Source organism: Actinoallomurus sp. CA-150999 (assembly GCF_050942425.1).
GTDB lineage: Bacteria > Actinomycetota > Actinomycetes > Streptosporangiales > Streptosporangiaceae > Actinoallomurus.
Genome location: NZ_CP192063.1, coordinates 3,850,691 through 3,867,616, shown reverse-complemented (window position 1 = coordinate 3,867,616; position 16,926 = coordinate 3,850,691). Strand labels below are relative to the sequence as shown.

Here is a 16,926-nt window from a genome sequence, read left to right as displayed (position 1 = left end):
CATTCCGCATAAAAGCCGCCTACCAGGCTTTTCCTCAGAAAAGCCGCAATGTCCCCGCGCGCCGACGCCGGTCTGGCTACGCTCGGTCGCTCGCCTGAAGAAGGAGGAATTCGAATGATGACGTCCGGCTGCGTTCGGCCGGCGACAGAGTACGGCGGTCGCCCGGCCGCCGACTGGTGCCTTTCCACGAGATCACACGACCGGCTCCCGGCGGGAGGCCGCCGGTGACCGAGCCGTTGGACTGGCAGCGACTCGTCGTGGCGGTGGCCGTGACCATCGCCGCGGTAACGGCGGGCTTCGGCCTGCGCACTCTCCTGGGCTGGCTCACCCGCCGGGCGGTGAAGACCCGCTGGACCTGGGACGACCTGTTCTTCAGGCTGCTGCGCGACCTCGCGGTGGTGCCCTGCACCGTACTCGGCCTGTGGATCTCGGTGCTGATCCTGCACCTCAAACCGGGCATCCGGACGACGACGGGCCGCGTCCTCGTGGCCGTCCTCATCCTGACGATCTCCATCGCGATCGCGCGTTTCGCCGCCGGCGTCGTCTCCTCGATCGCGCTGGCCCGGTCGGGCGTCGCACAGTCGGCGACGATCTTCGTCAACATCGTCCGGGTCGTGGTCGTCGGGATCGGCGCCCTCATCCTGCTGCAGAGCCTCGGGATCTCCATCACCCCGCTGCTCACCGCGCTGGGCGTCGGCGGCCTGGCGGTCGCGCTGGCCCTGCAGGACACGCTCGCCAACCTCTTCGCCGGGGTGCACATCCTGGCGTCGAGGAAGGTCCAGCCCGGCGACTTCGTACGGCTGGACAGCGGCCAGGAGGGCTACATCATCGACATCAACTGGCGGAACACGACGATCCGCCAGGTGCCCGACAACCTGGTCGTGGTCCCGAACTCACGGTTCGCCGACGCGATCGTGACGAACTACCACCGGCCGGCGCAGGACATGTCGATCTCCGTGAAGGTGGTCATCGGCTACCACAGCGACCTGGAGCACGTCGAGAAGGTCACTCTCGACGTCGCCCAGGAGGTGATGGCCACCGTGGACGGCGGAATGACGGAGTACGAGCCCTCCGTCCGGTTCAACACGATGGGCGAGTCGAGCATCGGGTTCTCGGTCAACCTGCGGACCCGGGAGTTCACCGACCAGTACATCGTCGTCCACGAGTTCATCAAGCGGCTGCACCGCAGGTACCGCAGCGAGGGGATCGACATCCCGTTCCCCCAGGGCAGCCTCATCCTCGCAGGCGCCGGCTCGGCCCGCTGACGGCGAGGCGGCCGGGAACCGGGTTCGGACGAACCTGCCGGTGACGCCCGGCGCAATCGGCTCCAGACGGTCCGGCCGGATCGGGTTCACGCGAACCGGTCGGATCGGGTTCACGCGAACCGGTCGGATCGGGTTCACGCGAACCGGTCGGATCGGGTTCGCACGAGCCGGTCGGATCGGGTTCGCACGAGCCGGTCGGTGACAGCCGGGGACCGGGTTCAGACGAGCCGGTCCCGGTGAAGGCCGGCGGGATCGGGTTCAGACGAGCCGGTCGGTGACGGCCGACAGCCGGCGGACGAGGGACACGGCGTGTTCGCGTTCGTCGGCGCCGAGGGACTCCCAGATCTCGGCGAAGCGGCCGACGAGGTCCCGCCGCTTCTCCTCCAGCACGGCCCGCCCCGCGGCGGTCAGAGTGAGGCACATGCTCCGGCCGTCGCGGGCGTGCGGGGCCCGCGCGACCATTCCCCTGCGCTCGAGCGCCGTCAGGGCGCGGGTGACCGTCGGCTGGGCCAGCCCGGCCTGCTCCGCGACCGCCGACACCCCGCGGTCCCCCACGACGGAGATCGCCCCCAGAACGACCAGTTGCGGCACGGAGATGGCGTCTCCCGGGACGTTGTTCGCGGCGCCGCCCGTACGCCGGGCCGCGCGCAGCAGATCCAGCACCGCGTCGACGAAGTCGTCGAAAAGGTCCACCGATTCGTCACTTCTGGTCGCGACATCGCCCCGATCGGTCATCTATATAGCGTACTATGGAGTCCGAGTGAGGAGCAGGCCACATGGACGAGTCATTCACCCCGGGCTCTGACGGCTCCGCCCGGGACGCACAACGGCCCCTGTTCGTCGTGGGCGTGGACGGATCGGACTCCGGACGCGCCGCGCTCTCCCAGGCCGCGGACGAGGCCGCCGGCACCGACGCGCAGATCCTCTGCGTGCACGTTCGCCCGCAACCGAGTCTCTGCGAGCTCACGGCGCTCGTCGCCCCGGGCGCGGCGCTGATCAGCCGTGACTGCCGGGACCTCATGGAGATGCAGGCCTGGCTCGACTCCGTCCAGATCCTCGATCCGACCGGCCTGCCCTGGGAGTTCGCCGTCCTCAGCGGCCGGCCCGACAAGCGCCTGCGCGAGGTGATGATCGCCCGGCACGGCGACGCGCTGTTCGTCGGGCAGTCCCTCCGGCCCGGTCGATGGTCCCGGCTGTTCCACCGCTGCCCCGCGCGCCGGCTCGCCCGGTCCGGGGAGTATTCGGTCCACCTCGCCACCACCGCGCCCTGACCGTTCCGCGTTTTGTGCGCCGGTGCCAATCGCCGCGCCGTTTTCGTGCGTTCCATGCGCAGCGAACGACCCCCGATTCCGCCAAGGTGATGACTCCTCGAGTTGATCACTACGTCCGGTGACATGGGCGGGTGCGGAGAGCGGTGGAGCATCGCATGGTCGGTGGCGGTTTCACGCGCGGATTCACCGGTGTCCTCCTGATGGTGGTCGCCTCGGCGGGCGTCCTGGCCGATACGGCCGACGCGGCCGTGAAACGGGTCACCGCCGACGACGGCGCGAAGATCACCGCCGAGCACTGGATCGACGCCCGTACGGTCGACCTCACGGTCTCCTCCCCCGCGCTGGGGGCGTCGGTGCCGGTCCGTGTCCTGGTGCCGCGAAGCTGGTCCCGCTCGGCCAAGAAGTCCTGGCCGGTCGTGTACGCCTACCACGGAGGCCGGGACACGTACGTGTCGTGGACCCGGAGCACCGACATCGAGAAGGTCGCCGCCTCGTGGGACGTGATGGTCGTGATGCCCGACACCGGGTGGGCGGGCTGGTTCACCGACTGGTGGAACGGCGGCAAGCGCGGCACGCCGAAGTGGGAGACCTTCCACACCTCCGAACTCCTCCAACTGATGCAGCGCAACTACCACGCGGGCACGCGGCGCGCCACGATGGGCGTTTCGTCCAGCGGATACGGAGCGGTCAAGTACGCCGCGCGCCACCCGGGCATGTTCAAGTACGCCGTCTCGCTCAGCGGCGTCCTGCACCTCACACAGACCGGCGTGCCCGCCCTCGTCATGTTCGAGGCAAGCGAGAAGTACGACCCGTTCCGGATCTGGGGCATCCCCGGCATCGACGACAAGAACTGGAAGGCGAACGACCCGTACGTCCTCGCGGCGAAGCTCAAAGGGACCGGGCTCTACCTCGCCAGCGGCCTCACCGGACTGGCCGGCCCGCACGACCCGGCCGGCGGCAAGGAACCGGTGGAGCTCCAGGAGGTCGTCTGCGGGGCGACGACGGTCTCGCTCGTGAACCGCCTTCGTAAACTGCACATCCCCGTCACCGCGCACATCTACCAGAAGGGCTACCACGACTGGTCGACGTGGCAGCCGGAGATGCACACCGCGTGGCCGCTGATGATGAAGGCGCTCAAGGCCAAGAAACTGGGCTGACCCGGCGGCGCCAAGCACGCGATCCAGGGCTTCCACGAGTCGTTGCGCACCGGGCTGTTGCACCGGCACAGCAACGTCAAGGTGACCATGGTGCACATGCCCGCGGTGAACACCCCGCGGTTCGACCGGGTGGAGAGCAAGCTGCCCCGGCACGCGCAGCCGGTGCGTGCTGGGAACGGACCGGTGAGGGGACCGCCGACCGCGCGCCTGAGCTGGGGCGTGCTGCTGACGACGGCGCCGGGCGCGGTGCGTTCCTGCCCCTGTGGCGGCGCCCGGCCGCCCTGGACGGCGTCGGCGCGCTGGCCCAGGCCCGTACGCGGTGACCGCCCTGACACGTCCGGCGAGGGCGTCTCCGGCCGGTCGAGCAGCGGGTCACCGCACGGTGTCTCAGATGCCCACCACCGCGAGGTGGCGGGAAGGACGGTGACGTCGCCAGGCGACGACCAGAAAGGCGATCAGTCCGACGACGGGCAGGGCGCAAAGGGCCCAGCTCAGTGCCAGCGGCGGGCCGGGCTGGCCGAGGACGGTGATGTCGTCGAGAGTGCCCGTTCCCTGACCCTCAGGACCGTTGATGGTGAAGGTGAAAGTCCACTGGCCAGCCGTGGACAGCGACCGAACGTCGAGGCCCCAGACGTCCCGTTTGCGCGGATGACGGGACAGCGGGCCCCCCATGTGCATTCCCCCCTTCATGCCGGGGCCGATCATGCTGAGGGTGCCGGACTTGCCGGTCAGTCCCCCGTCGGGGGCGAAGGTGAAGTCCAGCGACTGCATGGCGCGCAGCGGCCACTTGGAGAGGCCCACGGTCAGGTGGTACGGGCCGGCCTGCACCTGCTCCGTGTGGACGATCTCGACCGGGGCGTAGGCATGTGCGGACGGGGCCGAGACCAGGATCGCGGCGCCCATGGTGCACAGGGCGAGGAGCAGAGCGCGGGCACGGTGCTTCACCGGCCGGCGCGTGGTGCGGGCCGGTCGCGGCCGTGGCGGGAGGGGCGTTCGGAGGTGCATCGGGTCAGCGGCCCTTCTGGTCGACGGCGGGGATGTTGAGGTGCAGCAGGGCGGCGAAGCGGGCGGCGAGGTAGCCGGCCAGGGCACCGAACGCCAGCCCGAGGATCGCGTCGGTCAGGACCGCGGTCGCGGATGTGGTGGACGGACCCATCGGCCCTGCGCCCGGCCCTCCGCGGAGGATCGACGTCTGCATGAGCATGGAGGAGCTCAGCACCACGCCGCCGACGGCGCCGGTGAGCTGGGGCAGCCAGCGGACCGACCAGCCCCGCCTACGCCCCAGCCGGAGCAGCACCTCGATCACCAGAGCCGCAGCGAGCATGAACATCGGTATGCCGGAGGGAAGTTCAGGGGGCATCTGCCGTAGGTTGTCCCGCAGGGGCAGCCCGACGTGGGCCGCGTAGGCCTTCGTGGCCCACGGCGAGAACCACCAGAGAAAGAGCTGTATGACGCCGAGGACGGTCGCGATGGACAGAGCCGTTCCCCGGCGGCGCAGGGTGATCGCTCCCATGAGAACGAAGCAGACGGCGAAGAGGACGGTGCCCGCGAGCCGGGGGTCGATGGGCAGGAACAGTCCGTCGAAGGCGTTGGTGGTGATGGGGGTGAACGTCATCAGCACGGGGATGCTGACGACGAGCCCGATCCGGCCCCAGTTCTGTGCGCGGGCGGCGGCGAAGATGATGACGCTGCCGACCATGGTCAGGCTTATGGAGATGAACAGGGCAACGTGCGGCGGGGAGTTCAGTACCGCGTCGAAGCCGTACAGGGAGTGCCACCACAGGTCCATCAGGCCGTACAGCAGGAACAGCGCGGCGCCGGTTCCGGCGACGAGGTACCCCAGGGGCGCGGTGAACGTGCCACTGAAGACCCGGACCGGACTGCCGCCGACGGCGGGGTCGGCGGGACGTCCGGCTCGCTCGGCGAAGGTGGCGCGCAGCACCATCACCAGGCTGGCGATCCCGGCGATGGCACTACCGGAGTACAGCATCAGGTGGGAGAGGGTGAAGAAGGTGTCCGGGCCGACGTCGACGTGCCACTGCACGTCCCAGCTGATGCCGACCAGCGACATCAGGGTGCCGGCCAGCACGGTGTACGCGCCGGCCGCCTGGGGTCGCGGCGGGCGGTCGGGCGGAGACGGTCGGCCTGGGCTGGTCAGCGTGGGCGCGGGGACGGAATCCATCGGGCATGCCTTTCTACGTGGATGTGCCAGGACGGCGCGCTGAAGGGTGCGGCGCGATCAGTAGGAGACGGTGAGCGGGAAGACGAGCCGGTCGTGGCGGCCGTTGCCGTCGATGGCGACGAGGAACTCCCAGCTGCCGGGCATCATCAGCGGGAGGCCGGTCAGGTGGTAGTGGTCGTCCGGGGTCCGTACGGCGGTGAAGTCGGGTACCGCGTGGCCCGCGGTGGGCAGCACCGCGGAGACCGTGACGACCGGTGATGACCCGCTGGTCGCGGCACCGTGTCGCGGTACGAGCCGGACGTCGACCGCGGTGGTGCCGGTGACGGGCGCGGAAATCGTCAGGATCACCACATCGTGGGCGGTGCCGCTAGTGAGCGTCGCCGCGCCTTGCGGGGTGTAGTCGGACGCGGGCTGTGTCATGCCCGACGACGGCGCCCGCAGAGACGCCCACAGGGAATGGACCGCCAGCGCGGTCAACAGAGCTGCTGTCAGGACCACCCCGGCTACCAGGAGCCGCCGACCGGACGGCGATTTACACCCGCTCATGCGTCCTCCTGCGTCGGAGGAGTGATCCAGGCGCGCGTGTTTTCGATTCGCTCGCTCTGCCCGCTCATGGGGTCTTCTCCGAAGTACCGGTGACGTAAAGCAGGTAGGGGACGGTCAGGATCGTGTTGTCACGCTCGGCCTGGATCCAGATCCGGTAATGGCCGACGGCCGGGAAGGTGTAGACGAAGGAGACCTCGGGGCCGTAGGCGGCGACGGTCTCGTCGGCGGTACTGTCGCCGTTGACGGAGGTCAGACCGCTCATCGAGGTCATGTCCGAGGAGGAGGATGCCGACGACGAGTCCCTCTCCATCCCTTTCATCCCCTTCATGCCTGCCGTTCTTTTCATGCCGCTCATGTCGTCGGTGCCGCCCGACACCGCGCCCATGGAGTGGGAGTGGGCCCACACCTGGGCGCCTTGCGTCTCCGTCCCCACCGCTGCCGCGGGCGAGACCGGGCCGACGACGATCAGGTGTCCGAGCATGCCGAGCCAGGGCTGCAGGGTCGCGGTGTCCCCCACGCGGGCGGTGAGGACGGCGGCCTTGTCCGCCACCAGCGAGGACGCGGTCAGCCGTACCCGGACGCCGGCCACAGTCCGCGAACCGGTCCCCGCGTGCGTCGGAGCGTCACCGGACGTGGTCCGCGCGGCAGCGCCGGAGGCGGACACCGCGTCGATCCCGGTGGCTGAACGGAGCTGCTGGACGCCGCCGCCCCGGCGTTCGAACTCGGCGGAGACCGCGTAATGGCCGGCCTCGGGCAGGGACAACGGGACCTTGAATTCGCCGGCGCTGATCCTTATGGGGTGCAGGTGCCACAGCTGCCCCGAGGGTCCGATGACCAGCAGGTGCAGCAGCGCTCCGTCGTGCGCGACGACGTCGTCCACGGGCAGGCCGGTGGACGCGTCGGACAGGGTCAGCCGCAGATCGTCGACCTTGCCCGCGCGGACCGTTGAAGACCACAGCAGCAGCGTGGCCGGCGGGCGCGAGTAGTCGCTTGTCCGCTGCCCGACGTAGGCGTAGGGGTCGCCGACGCCGTCGATGGTGGCGTCGACCTGGCCGCCCTGGGACGGCGGCAGCGGCAGCCCGGACGACAGCAGTGCGCCGGTGACCGCCACGGCCAGACAGGCGACCAGCCCGCCGGCCGGCACCAGCGTCCACCAGCCGCGGCGCACACGTACGGCGACCAGGACGGTGACCAGGAGAAGAACCCCGGCACCGCTGAAGCCCACGTAGACCGCGGTCTCCGCCGGCGAGGTGGTCTGCTTCGACACGACGAAGGGAATCGTCGCGGTCCGCGTTCCATCGCTGAGCGACAGCTCCCACGGGCCGACTTGGGTGACGTCCAGCACGCCGGAGTAGGACCCCGGTCGGCTACCCAGTGCGACCACAGCGGTGTCGACGTCCGTACCCGACGCCGAGGCGGCGGACGCGGACGTGGAGACCCCGGTGGGTAGCACCGCCAGCTTGAGGCGGCCGGCCGACGTACCCGTGTGGGTGATCACGTCCACGTGCAGAGGTCCGGGCACACCGGTGACCCGGCGCAGGATGACGGTCAGCTCCCGGTCGCCGAGCGTCTGGGCGACCTGCACGTCGCCGCCGGCGGTGGAGTCCGCCTCGGCCAAGGGGCTTATGGCGAACAGCAAGGCCATGACGCTCAGCAGGACGGCGAGTGCGCCGCCGTGGCGGCGTCGGGAGGAGTGAGCCGTACGCGGGGGCGTGGCGTGCGCCGTCGTACGAGTGGCGGTGTCGTTCATCGTGCGGGCAGCCTAATACCTAACCGCTAGCTAACGGATACCGGTTAGCCAATAGGGCCTCAAGCGGTATCGTTGATCAAGCTCGACCGCTCCGTACGGCGCGCAGGGACCGGGTCGCGGCTCAGCCGTTCCGTGCGGCGCGCAGGGTCTCCTTCAGCGAGCCGAGTGTGGCGAACACGGCCGTGGGCTCGTAGCCGCAGTGCGCCATGCAGTTGGCGCAGCGGGGGTCGCGGCCGCGGCCGTAGGCGTCCCAGTCGGTCTCCTCGATGAGTTCCTTGTACGTCCGGGCGTACCCGTCGGCCATCAGGTAGCAGGGCCGTTGCCACCCGAACAGCGAGTACGACGGGATCGCCCACGCCGTACACGGAAAGTCGATCTTCCCTTCCAGGAAGTCCAGGAACAGCGGTGAGTGGTTGAACCTCCACCGCCGACGGTCGCCGCCCGCGAACACTTCTCTGAAGAGCCGCCGGGTGTCCTCGACGCCGAGGAAGTGGTCCTGGTCCGGCGCCTTGTCGTAGGCGTACGCCGGGGAGACCATCATCTGGTCGACGGCCAGGTCGTTGTTCAGGTAGTTCAGCACGTCGACGACCGTCTTCGGGCTGTCGGTGCTGAACACCGTCGTGTTGGTGGTGACGCGGAACCCCCGGCGCTTGCACTCGCGTACGGCGGCGACGGCCTCGTCGAAGACGCCCGGTTTGCACACCGAGGCGTCGTGGCGTTCGCGCAGGCCGTCGATGTGCACGGTCCAGGCGAAGTACGGCGAGGGCTCGAACTGGTCGATCTTCTTGGGGATGAGCAGCGCGTTGGTGCACAGGAAGACGTACTTCTTGCGCGCGACGAGTTCGCGGACCAGCCGCCCGATCTGCGGATGCATGAGCGGTTCGCCGCCCGCGATCGAGACCATGGGCGCGCCGCACTCCTCGACCGCGGCCACCGCCTGCTCGACCGGCATGCGCTGCCGCAGGACGTTCGCGGGGTGCTGGATCTTCCCGCAGCCGGCGCACGCGAGGTTGCAGGCGAACAGCGGTTCCAGCTCCACCAGCAGCGGGAACCTCCGGGTGCGCCGCAGCTTCCGGCCCAGGATGTAGGCGCCGATGCGCAGGCTCTGGCGAAGCGGCATCGTCATGACTCGACCTCCGGAGGCGTTGACCCGGCTCTCCTGCGCCGTTGGTCCTGGGCCCGGGTCGTGGGGCGGGGACCGGCGATGCGCGCCCATTCGACGAGGACCGGGGCGACGCGGCGCAGTCTGCTCCGGGCGATCAGGACGCGGCGGACCGTGCCGACCCGCAGCAGCGGGACGGCCGGGGTGTCGACGATGACGCGTACGGCGGCGAACGGCGTGCCGGTCGCGACCTCGGCGAGCGGCCCGGTCTCCATGTCGACGGCGCGTACGCCGGCGGCGGCGAGCCGCAGCCGCTCCGCGCCCGTGACGAGGTGCGGTGAGGTGAACAGCGGTCCGGTCCGCGCGTACAGGCCGGCGAGCGCCAGTTCCTCGGCGATCCGCGCCGCCGAGGAGCAGGGGAACACCCGCTCGCCGAAGCGCACCTCCGTCGCCACGAGCACGTCGCCGGGACGCAGCCCGACGTCGAGCGCGCCGCCGAACCCCGTCACGGCGAGTGCCTCGTGCTCCGGTAGTCGCCTCGCGGCGCGGGCGGCGCGGCGCGGCCCGAGGCCGGTCCGGATGACGCGGACGTCCGGCGCGGACAGCGGCATCCCGGGACCACCCGCCCGGGCGGACGGCGGCATTCCGGACCGCGCGGACGGCGGCATTCCGGGACCACCGGACCGCGCGGACGGAGACGGCCCGGGACCGCCGGTCCGGGCGGACGTCGGCAGCCCGCGGCGGACGGCCCTGGCCTCGATTCGCAGGGCGGTGCAGATGACCAGCCTGGTCATGGGGTCACCGAACCCAGGTAGCGGCCGAGCGCGCTGATCGGGAAGACCAGCCGGTAGAGGTGGTAGTTGATGTAGAAGTCGCCGGGGAAGCCAGTGCCGGTGAAATAGGGCTCGTCCCAGGTGCCGTCCGCGCGCTGGGCGCCGACCAGCCACTCCACGCCGCGCTCGACCGCCGCCGAGCGCTCGCCGGCGGCGAGCAGCCCGATGAGCGCCCATGCGGTCTGGGAGGGCGTCGAGTGGCCGCGCCCGATCCAGGCGGGATCGCGGTACGACCGCAGGTCCTCGCCCCAGCCGCCGTCGTCGTTCTGGTGGCGTTCGAGCCAGGCGACGGCCTGCCGGACGCACGGCCGGTGCGGGCGTACGCCGGCGGCGACGAGCGCGGGGAGCACGGCGCCGGTGCCGTAGACGTGGTTGGCGCCCCAGCGGCCGAACCACGAGCCGTCCGGCTCCTGGGCCTTGAGCAGCCAGACGACGGCGCGGCGCAGCACGTCGTCCGATCCGGGCGGGAGCTCGTGCGCCAGCGCCTCGACGACGTGCGCGGTGACGTCGGCGGACGGCGGGTCGATCACCGCGCCGAAGTCACAGAACGGCAGGCGCAGGCACAGTTCGCGGGTGTTGTCGGCGTCGAACGCGGCGAACCCGCCGTCGCGCGAGACCATGCCCGCCATCCAGCGCAGCCCGCGGTCGATCGCCGGCCGCACGCCCGGATGGGCGACCCGGCGCAGGGCGAGGATGACCTCGGCGGTGTCGTCGGTGTCCGGGTAGCCGTCGTTGTCGAACTCGAACGCCCAGCCGCCCGGCGGCAGCGACGGCCGCCGTACGGCCCAGTCGCCGGGCCCCGTGACCTCCTCGTCGAGCAGCCACCCGGCGGCGCCGACGAGGGCGGGATGGTCGCCGGGCACGCCCGCGTCGCGCAGGGCGTTCACGGCGAGGGCGGTGTCCCAGACCGGCGACTGGCAGGCCTCCAGGCGGCGGCCCCGCTCGTCGCGGATCGTGAACCGGTCGAGCCCGGCCAGGCCGCGACGCATGACGGGGTGGTCGAGGCCGTAGCCGGACAGGTGGAGGGCGATCAGCGAGTACACCCACGGCGGCTGGATGCCGCCCCAGGAGCCGTCCGGCTCCTGCCGGGCGACGATCCACTCGGCCGCGCGCCGCAGGGCCGCGCGGCGCAGGCCCGGCACGGGCCGCCGCTCGTACCGGTGCAGGACGCGGTCGAGGGCCCCGAAGAAGCCGTCCCAGCCGAGGCTCGGCCGGCGGCGCGGCATGCGACCGGTGCGCAGTTCGTCCAGGTCGAACGGCAGGGGCCGGACCGGACGCCGCGCGCTCACGATCGTCAGCGGCACGACCGTCTGCCGCGCCCAGCACGCCCAGTCGTAGACGTTGAGGGGGAACCACGGCGGCAGGAACACCAGCTCCGGCGGCATGACCGGCAGGTCCGTCCACGGCCACTGCCCGAACAGCGCCAGCCAGATCCGGGTGAACACCCGGCTGCCCTCGATCCCGCCGTTCCGGCGCACGAAGGCGGCGGCGGTACGCATGTGCCGCGCGTCGGCGGAGTCCCCCGCCAGGCGCAGCGCCGCGTACGCCTCGATCGTGGTGGACAGGTCGCCGGGCCCCTCGTGGAAGTTCGCCCAGGACCCGTCCTCGCGCTGCTCGGAGCGGATCCAGCGGGCGGCCTCGGCGGTGTCCTCCGGCGTACGGACGCCGAGGAACTCGCGGAGCAGCAGGTCCTCGGCGTCCATCGTCACGTTGGTCTGCAGCTCGGCCTTCCACCATCCTTCGGCGGACTGCAGGCCGAGGAGGTGGTCGCAGGCCGCCTTGAGGGCGACGTCGGCGCCGGTGGCGACCGGGCGGGGCTCTGTGGTCACTAGTGATCCCGGGATGCGATGAAACGGATGATCTGCCCGAACTCCTGGCGGACGCCTGGAGGCAGGTCCAGGGTCGCCAGCTGGCGCTCGGCCGCGTCGAGCCGGTGCTCGGTCTCGGCCTCGGCCCACACCCGGCCGCCCGCCTCCTCGACCAGCCGGGCGGCCTCGCCCAGCTCGGTCTCGGACAGCGGGTCCGGGTGGGCCAGGAGCTTGGCGAGGCGCTCGCCCGCCGTCGTGCCGCTGGTGATGGCCGCGACGATCGGCAGGCTCTTCTTGCGGGCCCGCAGGTCGGCCAGGACCGGCTTGCCGGTGATCTCCGGGCTGCCCCAGATGCCGAGCAGGTCGTCGGCGAGCTGGAACGCCAGGCCCGCCTGCGCGCCGAACGCCGCCAGCGCCGCCACGAGGTGCGCGGGCCCCTCGGCGACCATCGCGCCGATCGAGCAGGAGCAGGCCAGCAGCGAGCCGGTCTTGTCCGCCGACATCCGCCGGCACTCCTCCAGGCTCACGTCGTCCCGCCCCTCGAACTCCAGGTCCGACGCCTGCCCGGCGATCAGCCGCTGGACCGCGGCGGCGAGGCCGCGCGCCGCCCACACCCCGCCCCGGGTGCCCAGCTCCAGCAGGAGTTCCCCGGCCAGGACGAGCAGCGCGTCGCCGGCGAGCATGGCGGCCGACCGGCCGAAGACGGTCCAGGCGGCGGGCCGGTGCCTGCGGGTCCGGTCTCCGTCCATGATGTCGTCGTGCAGCAGGGAGAACGCGTGCACGAGCTCCACCGCCGCGGCGGCCGGCAGGCAGTCCTCGACGTCCGCGCCCGCCGCCCGGGCCGACAGGATGGCCAGCGCGGGCCGCAGCACCTTGCCGCCCGGTGTCGCGGGCCGGCCGTACGCGTCGTTCCAGCCCAGGTGGTAGCCCGCGACCTGGGCCGTCATCGGATCGAGCCGCGCGACGGCCGTGCGAAGGACCGGTTCGACGAGCGGGCGCGCGCCGGCGACCGACGATGGGGGGGTCGCCGTCATGAGGCGGCCCCCGTCAGCCTCTTCCGGACCAGACGGGCCGCGGTGAGTCCGCTGCGCACGGCTCCCTCCATCGTGTCGGGCCAGCCCGTGTCGGTCCACGAGCCGGCGAGGTACAACCCCGGCCACCGGGTGGTGGCGGCGGGACGGAGCGCCCCGCTGCCGGGTGCCTGGCGGAAGGTGGCGCGGCGTTCGCGCGTGACGAAGAAGTCGACGAGCCGCGCCCGACGCGTCGCGGGGAACAACTGCTCCATCGCCGGGACGAACTCCGCGCGGAGCTTGGCGGTCGGCTCGTCGATCCAGCGGTCCGCCGCCGACACCGAGACGGCGAGGTACTGACCGCTTCGGACGCCGGCGGCCCGGGTCCGGTCGAAGACCCACTGCACGGGCGAGTCGACGACTGCGGCGAACGGCAGGTCGCTGACCGGACGGTCGTAGTGCAGGTGCACGTTGACGATCGGGCTCTCGCCCAGCCCCGCCCAGTCGCTCCGGTCGGGCGCGGCGTCCCACGGCACCAGGTGCGCGGCCTGCCGATGCGGGGTCGCGACGATGACGGCGGACGCGTCGATCCGCTCGCCGTCCACCACGACCACCGGTCCCGGCTCGATGGCGGTGACCTTGGCCACCGGCCGTACGGACCCGCCCTGTCGCTCGATCGCCGCATGCGCTGCGGTGCCGTGCAGGTCGCCGAGGGGCACGGCCGGGACACCGATGTCCGCGGCGTCCGCCCGGCCCAGCAGCGCGGTCCGGAACACCATGGCCGCCGGGCCGAGGGCCGCGTCCTCGACGCCGATGTTCAGGGCGGCGACCGCGAACAGCTCCCACAGCGCGCGCCGCGCGACGTCGCCCTGCCCCTGGGCGGCCAGCCACTCCCCCAGGGCGAGCCGGTCCAGAGCCGGGTCGCCGGGGTCCAGGCCGCGCAGGGCGAGCGCACACCGTACGGCCCGCAGCCGGTCGGCCGGCCGGAGCAGCGCGTACGACGCCAGGGCCGGCATCAGGTGCAGCGGCCCGGGCAGCACCGCGCGACGCAGCCGCCCGGACCGCCCGGCCGGCGTGAGCACCCGCAGGTCGAAGCGGTCCTGGAGGCGGACGCGCGTCGTGCCGCCGATCCGTTTCAGAAGGCCCTGGTAGGCCGTGCAGCAGCGCAGGAACACGTGCTGGCCGTTGTCCACCACCAGGCCGTCGCGGGCGAAGGAGTGCGTGGCGCCGCCCAGCCGGGGGCGCGCCTCGTAAAGGGTCACCGGGAGACCGGCCTCGCCCAGCGCGAGCGCGGCGGCGATCCCCGCCAGCCCACCGCCCACCACCGCGACCGGCGCGCCCGGGCCGGACGCGGTCACCGGCCGGCTCCGACGAGGGCGCGCGCCGCGACCATGGCCTTCTCCCAGGTCGGGAGGGCCGAGCGGGCGGCGAGCGCGGCCATCGGATCGGTGGCGATCCGCTCGAGCAGGGACTGGTAGATGCCGGCCATCGCCGCCGTGCAGGCCGCGCTGCGCCGGTCCAGCAGGGGCAGCAGCCGCAGGCCACGGACGTACCAGCCGCGGGCCCGGTCCGCCTCGAACCGGATCAGCGCGGCGAGCCGCTCCGGCGGGTCCGTGAAGGCGCCGTCGGCGTCGACGCCCAGCGTGCAGCCGAAGCGGGCGAGGTCCTCGGCCGGCAGGTAGACGCGTCCGATCAGCCGGTCCTCGCGGACGTCCCGCAGGATGTTGGTGAGCTGCAGCGCGATGCCGAGGGCGTCCGCCAGCGGCTCGGCCGTCTCGACGTCGTCGGTGCCGAAGACGCCGAGGGAGAGACGCCCCACCGACCCGGCGACGCTGCGGCAGTACGCCACCGCGTCCTCGACCCGGGTGTACGTCGTGCCGCGCACGTCGGCCGTGCATCCGTCGATGAGCTCGTCGAACGCCATGAGCGGGATGGGGAGACGGCGGGCCGCGTCCTTCAGGGCGACGAGCACGTGGTCCCCCGGGTCGGGCACCGGGCGGTGCAGCGCTACGCGCTCCTCCTCGAGACGCTCCAGGCGCTTGTCGGCGGGCCCGTCCCCGTCTCCGATGTCGTCGATCCGGCGGGCGAAGGCGTACACGGCGCTCAGCGCGCGGCGCTTGGGCCCCGGCAGCAGGCGGATGCCGTAGGAGAAGTTCCGCGCCTGCGTGCGGACGATCTGCTCACAGTGTCGATAGGCCTCGGATGCGCTCACCGGCTCACCTTCCTGTCGCGAGGACGCGCAGCCACGTGGTCATCAGCCGGGACCGCCGAGGGCGGACCGCCTGGCCGAGGACGTCGTGGTCCGCGGCCTGGAGCGCGTTGATCGTCGCCCGGCCGCCCGCGATGTAGCCCGCCACCGCGACCCGTGCGGGTCCTCTCAGCATCGCGACGAGGGAGGTCCCGGCGTCCAGGAGCCCGGTGGCCCGCGTCGTCTGCAGGGCGACGACGCGGCGCAGCCCGTCAGAGGTCGTCGTGCGGACGAAGTCGTCGTCGGTGCAGCCGAACCGGCGCAGGTCCGCGCCCGGCAGGTAGACGCGGCCCCGGGCGTAGTCCTCGCCCACGTCCTGGCAGTGCTCGATCACCTGCAGCGCCGAGCAGACCTGGTCCGACAGCGCGTACCGCCGCGCGTCGGCGGCGCCGAAGACGTGCAGCACGATGTGCCCGACCGGGTTCGCGGACAGCTCGCAGTAGGCGAGCAGCTCCTCGAAACTCTCGTACCGGGTGACCGCCTGGTCGCGCCGCCCGGCCCGCACCAGCTGCCGGAACGGCTCCACTGGAATCCCGAACGCGGTGACGGTGCGCTCCAGCGCGCCGACCGCCGGCACCTTCGGCGTGCGCCCCGCGTACAGGCGTCCCAGGTCGTTCTCCACGATGTCCAGCAGACGGGGGCAATCCGCGGGCGGGGCCTCGTCGCCGACGTCGTCGATGAACCGGGCGAAGCCGTAGATCGCCATGAGGTGGCGGCGGTATCCGCGCGGCAACAGCCGTGATGCGACGGGAAAATTCTCCCGGCGCGCCTTGTATATGACGCCCTCTGCCGATGACACGGGTTCACGATTTCCCTGGAGAGACGCCGTAAACAATCGCGCGGCGGACAATCGTTACGTTGGCTCGATATCGACCATGATTTGACTCTCAGACGAGTCGTCGGTTGCGTTGACCAGGGCAAATGCATACTGAGACCCTCGCCACTCGACGAGGAAACCACCCGCCAATACAGGCCAACGAACCGCAATGAAAAGCACAACAAAAGACCGCGATAGCCTTATCGAAAATTGCTTTGGAGCGGCTCAGCGCACCCCGTGCTCGGCCAGCGGTCCCACGCGCAGGCCGAGGTCGCGGCATCGGGCCACCAGCCCCGGCAGCGCGCCGAGGGCCGAGCGCCAGGCGCCGGGGGCCGAGGTGTGGTCGCAGTCGTGGAGCAGCACGGTGGCTCCGCCGCGAAGGCCGGGGGCCAGCGTGGCCAGCACCGAGACGGGGTCGGCCGAGCGGGTCCAGTCCTTCCCCCATGTCGTCCACAGCACCGGCCGCAGCCCGCGCCGGCGGGCGGCCGTCAGGGTCTCCGCGCTGAGCACGCCGTACGGCGGCCGGTACCAGACCGGCTCGGCTCCGGTGACGGCGGCCACGAGGTCCGCCGCCCTGGCGATCTCACCGGTCACCCGGCCGGGCCGGGTCAGCAACGCGTTGCGGTGCCGCCAGCCGTGCACGGCGACCTCGTGGCCCTCCGCCACGATGCGGCGCCCGAGATCCGGGTGGCGGGCGAGGGTCGCCCCGACAACGAAGAAGGTGGCCCGGCAGCCGAGCCGGTCCAGTTCGGCGAGGAAGCGCGGCGTGGACCCGGGGTCGGGGCCGTCGTCGAACGTCAGGGCGACATGGCCGGCGTCGCCCACCCCCGCCAGGCCCGGCAGCCGGCGGCGTACGGCCGGCAGCCAGGTCGCGGCCGGCCCGGCGTGCAGGAGAGCCAGGCCGGTCAGCCCCAGGGTCAGCGCGGTCCGGCACATC

16 protein-coding genes are annotated in these 16,926 nt (G+C 72.1%); 3 read left to right on the top strand and 13 right to left on the bottom strand.

Features of this window, described 5'->3' with window-relative positions:
• Positions 1 to 224 precede the first annotated feature (224 nt).
• Positions 225 to 1,265 carry a mechanosensitive ion channel family protein gene (locus tag ACQP2O_RS18170; RefSeq protein ID WP_433186121.1) on the top strand — a complete coding sequence of 347 codons (1,041 nt, stop codon included), beginning with the start codon at positions 225 to 227 and terminating at the stop codon, positions 1,263 to 1,265.
• Positions 1,266 to 1,523: 258 nt separating this feature from the next.
• Here ACQP2O_RS18170 and ACQP2O_RS18165 read toward each other — a convergent pair whose 3' ends face one another.
• Entirely contained in the window at positions 1,524 to 2,000 is a 477-nt protein-coding gene (locus ACQP2O_RS18165; protein ID WP_433186118.1) for a MarR family winged helix-turn-helix transcriptional regulator, read from the bottom strand.
• A 41-nt stretch (positions 2,001 to 2,041) separates the two neighbouring features.
• On the opposite strand from ACQP2O_RS18165, the gene ACQP2O_RS18160 reads away from it, so the two are divergent.
• Both ACQP2O_RS18160 and ACQP2O_RS18155 read left to right on the top strand, forming a co-directional pair.
• Positions 2,042 to 2,536, top strand: coding sequence for a universal stress protein (locus ACQP2O_RS18160; RefSeq protein WP_433186116.1), 495 nt, complete (start codon positions 2,042 to 2,044; stop codon positions 2,534 to 2,536).
• A gap of 155 nt (positions 2,537 to 2,691) precedes the next feature.
• The gene (locus tag ACQP2O_RS18155) at positions 2,692 to 3,693 is read left to right on the top strand and encodes an alpha/beta hydrolase (RefSeq protein WP_433186113.1); all 1,002 of its coding nucleotides are present in this window, start codon (positions 2,692 to 2,694) and stop codon (positions 3,691 to 3,693) included.
• A 387-nt stretch (positions 3,694 to 4,080) separates the two neighbouring features.
• On the opposite strand, the gene ACQP2O_RS18150 is transcribed toward ACQP2O_RS18155, so the two are convergent.
• From ACQP2O_RS18150 to ACQP2O_RS18095, 12 genes are all read right to left on the bottom strand, one after another.
• Complete coding sequence (locus ACQP2O_RS18150) at positions 4,081 to 4,638, bottom strand: hypothetical protein (protein ID WP_433186110.1); 558 nt, start codon at positions 4,636 to 4,638, stop codon at positions 4,081 to 4,083.
• A gap of 64 nt (positions 4,639 to 4,702) precedes the next feature.
• The gene (locus ACQP2O_RS18145) at positions 4,703 to 5,875 is read right to left on the bottom strand and encodes a hypothetical protein (protein WP_433186108.1); all 1,173 of its coding nucleotides are present in this window, start codon (positions 5,873 to 5,875) and stop codon (positions 4,703 to 4,705) included.
• A 57-nt stretch (positions 5,876 to 5,932) separates the two neighbouring features.
• Entirely contained in the window at positions 5,933 to 6,421 is a 489-nt protein-coding gene (locus ACQP2O_RS18140) for a hypothetical protein (protein ID WP_433186105.1), read from the bottom strand.
• Between the two features lie 64 nt (positions 6,422 to 6,485).
• Positions 6,486 to 8,171 (bottom strand): hypothetical protein, encoded by a 1,686-nt coding sequence (locus ACQP2O_RS18135; protein WP_433186102.1) that lies wholly within the window; start codon positions 8,169 to 8,171, stop codon positions 6,486 to 6,488.
• A gap of 121 nt (positions 8,172 to 8,292) precedes the next feature.
• Positions 8,293 to 9,297, bottom strand: coding sequence for an adenosyl-hopene transferase HpnH (gene hpnH, locus ACQP2O_RS18130; protein WP_433186099.1), 1,005 nt, complete (start codon positions 9,295 to 9,297; stop codon positions 8,293 to 8,295).
• A complete protein-coding gene (locus tag ACQP2O_RS18125; RefSeq protein WP_433186096.1) occupies positions 9,294 to 10,067 on the bottom strand; it encodes a hypothetical protein in 774 nt (257 codons plus the stop codon). Before ACQP2O_RS18125 ends, hpnH begins: the two co-directional genes overlap by 4 nt.
• Positions 10,064 to 11,935: a squalene--hopene cyclase gene (gene shc / locus ACQP2O_RS18120; protein ID WP_433186093.1), complete on the bottom strand. Its 1,872-nt coding sequence runs from the start codon at positions 11,933 to 11,935 to the stop codon at positions 10,064 to 10,066. Before shc ends, ACQP2O_RS18125 begins: the two co-directional genes overlap by 4 nt.
• Positions 11,935 to 12,948 (bottom strand): polyprenyl synthetase family protein, encoded by a 1,014-nt coding sequence (locus ACQP2O_RS18115; protein ID WP_433186090.1) that lies wholly within the window; start codon positions 12,946 to 12,948, stop codon positions 11,935 to 11,937. Before ACQP2O_RS18115 ends, shc begins: the two co-directional genes overlap by 1 nt.
• Positions 12,945 to 14,282: a hydroxysqualene dehydroxylase HpnE gene (gene hpnE / locus ACQP2O_RS18110; protein ID WP_433186087.1), complete on the bottom strand. Its 1,338-nt coding sequence runs from the start codon at positions 14,280 to 14,282 to the stop codon at positions 12,945 to 12,947. Before hpnE ends, ACQP2O_RS18115 begins: the two co-directional genes overlap by 4 nt.
• A complete protein-coding gene (locus tag ACQP2O_RS18105; protein WP_433186084.1) occupies positions 14,279 to 15,136 on the bottom strand; it encodes a squalene/phytoene synthase family protein in 858 nt (285 codons plus the stop codon). The genes hpnE and ACQP2O_RS18105 overlap by 4 nt, the downstream gene beginning before the upstream one ends.
• Positions 15,137 to 15,140: 4 nt before the next feature.
• Positions 15,141 to 15,971 carry a squalene synthase HpnC gene (gene hpnC / locus ACQP2O_RS18100; RefSeq protein WP_433186081.1) on the bottom strand — a complete coding sequence of 277 codons (831 nt, stop codon included), beginning with the start codon at positions 15,969 to 15,971 and terminating at the stop codon, positions 15,141 to 15,143.
• 243 nt (positions 15,972 to 16,214) lie between these two features.
• A complete protein-coding gene (locus ACQP2O_RS18095; RefSeq protein WP_433186079.1) occupies positions 16,215 to 16,925 on the bottom strand; it encodes a polysaccharide deacetylase family protein in 711 nt (236 codons plus the stop codon).
• Position 16,926 lies beyond the last annotated feature (1 nt).

Coding starts and splice junctions, on each gene's coding strand:
- ACQP2O_RS18160 (WP_433186116.1), top strand. CDS start 2,042: ATGGACGAGTCATTCACCCCGGGCTCTGACGGCTCCGCCCGGGACGCA.
- ACQP2O_RS18115 (WP_433186090.1), bottom strand. CDS start 12,948: ATGACGGCGACCCCCCCATCGTCGGTCGCCGGCGCGCGCCCGCTCGTC.
- ACQP2O_RS18135 (WP_433186102.1), bottom strand. CDS start 8,171: ATGAACGACACCGCCACTCGTACGACGGCGCACGCCACGCCCCCGCGT.
- ACQP2O_RS18155 (WP_433186113.1), top strand. CDS start 2,692: ATGGTCGGTGGCGGTTTCACGCGCGGATTCACCGGTGTCCTCCTGATG.
- hpnH (WP_433186099.1), bottom strand. CDS start 9,297: ATGACGATGCCGCTTCGCCAGAGCCTGCGCATCGGCGCCTACATCCTG.
- ACQP2O_RS18125 (WP_433186096.1), bottom strand. CDS start 10,067: ATGACCAGGCTGGTCATCTGCACCGCCCTGCGAATCGAGGCCAGGGCC.
- ACQP2O_RS18145 (WP_433186108.1), bottom strand. CDS start 5,875: ATGGATTCCGTCCCCGCGCCCACGCTGACCAGCCCAGGCCGACCGTCT.
- ACQP2O_RS18095 (WP_433186079.1), bottom strand. CDS start 16,925: ATGTGCCGGACCGCGCTGACCCTGGGGCTGACCGGCCTGGCTCTCCTG.
- ACQP2O_RS18165 (WP_433186118.1), bottom strand. CDS start 2,000: ATGACCGATCGGGGCGATGTCGCGACCAGAAGTGACGAATCGGTGGAC.
- ACQP2O_RS18140 (WP_433186105.1), bottom strand. CDS start 6,421: ATGAGCGGGTGTAAATCGCCGTCCGGTCGGCGGCTCCTGGTAGCCGGG.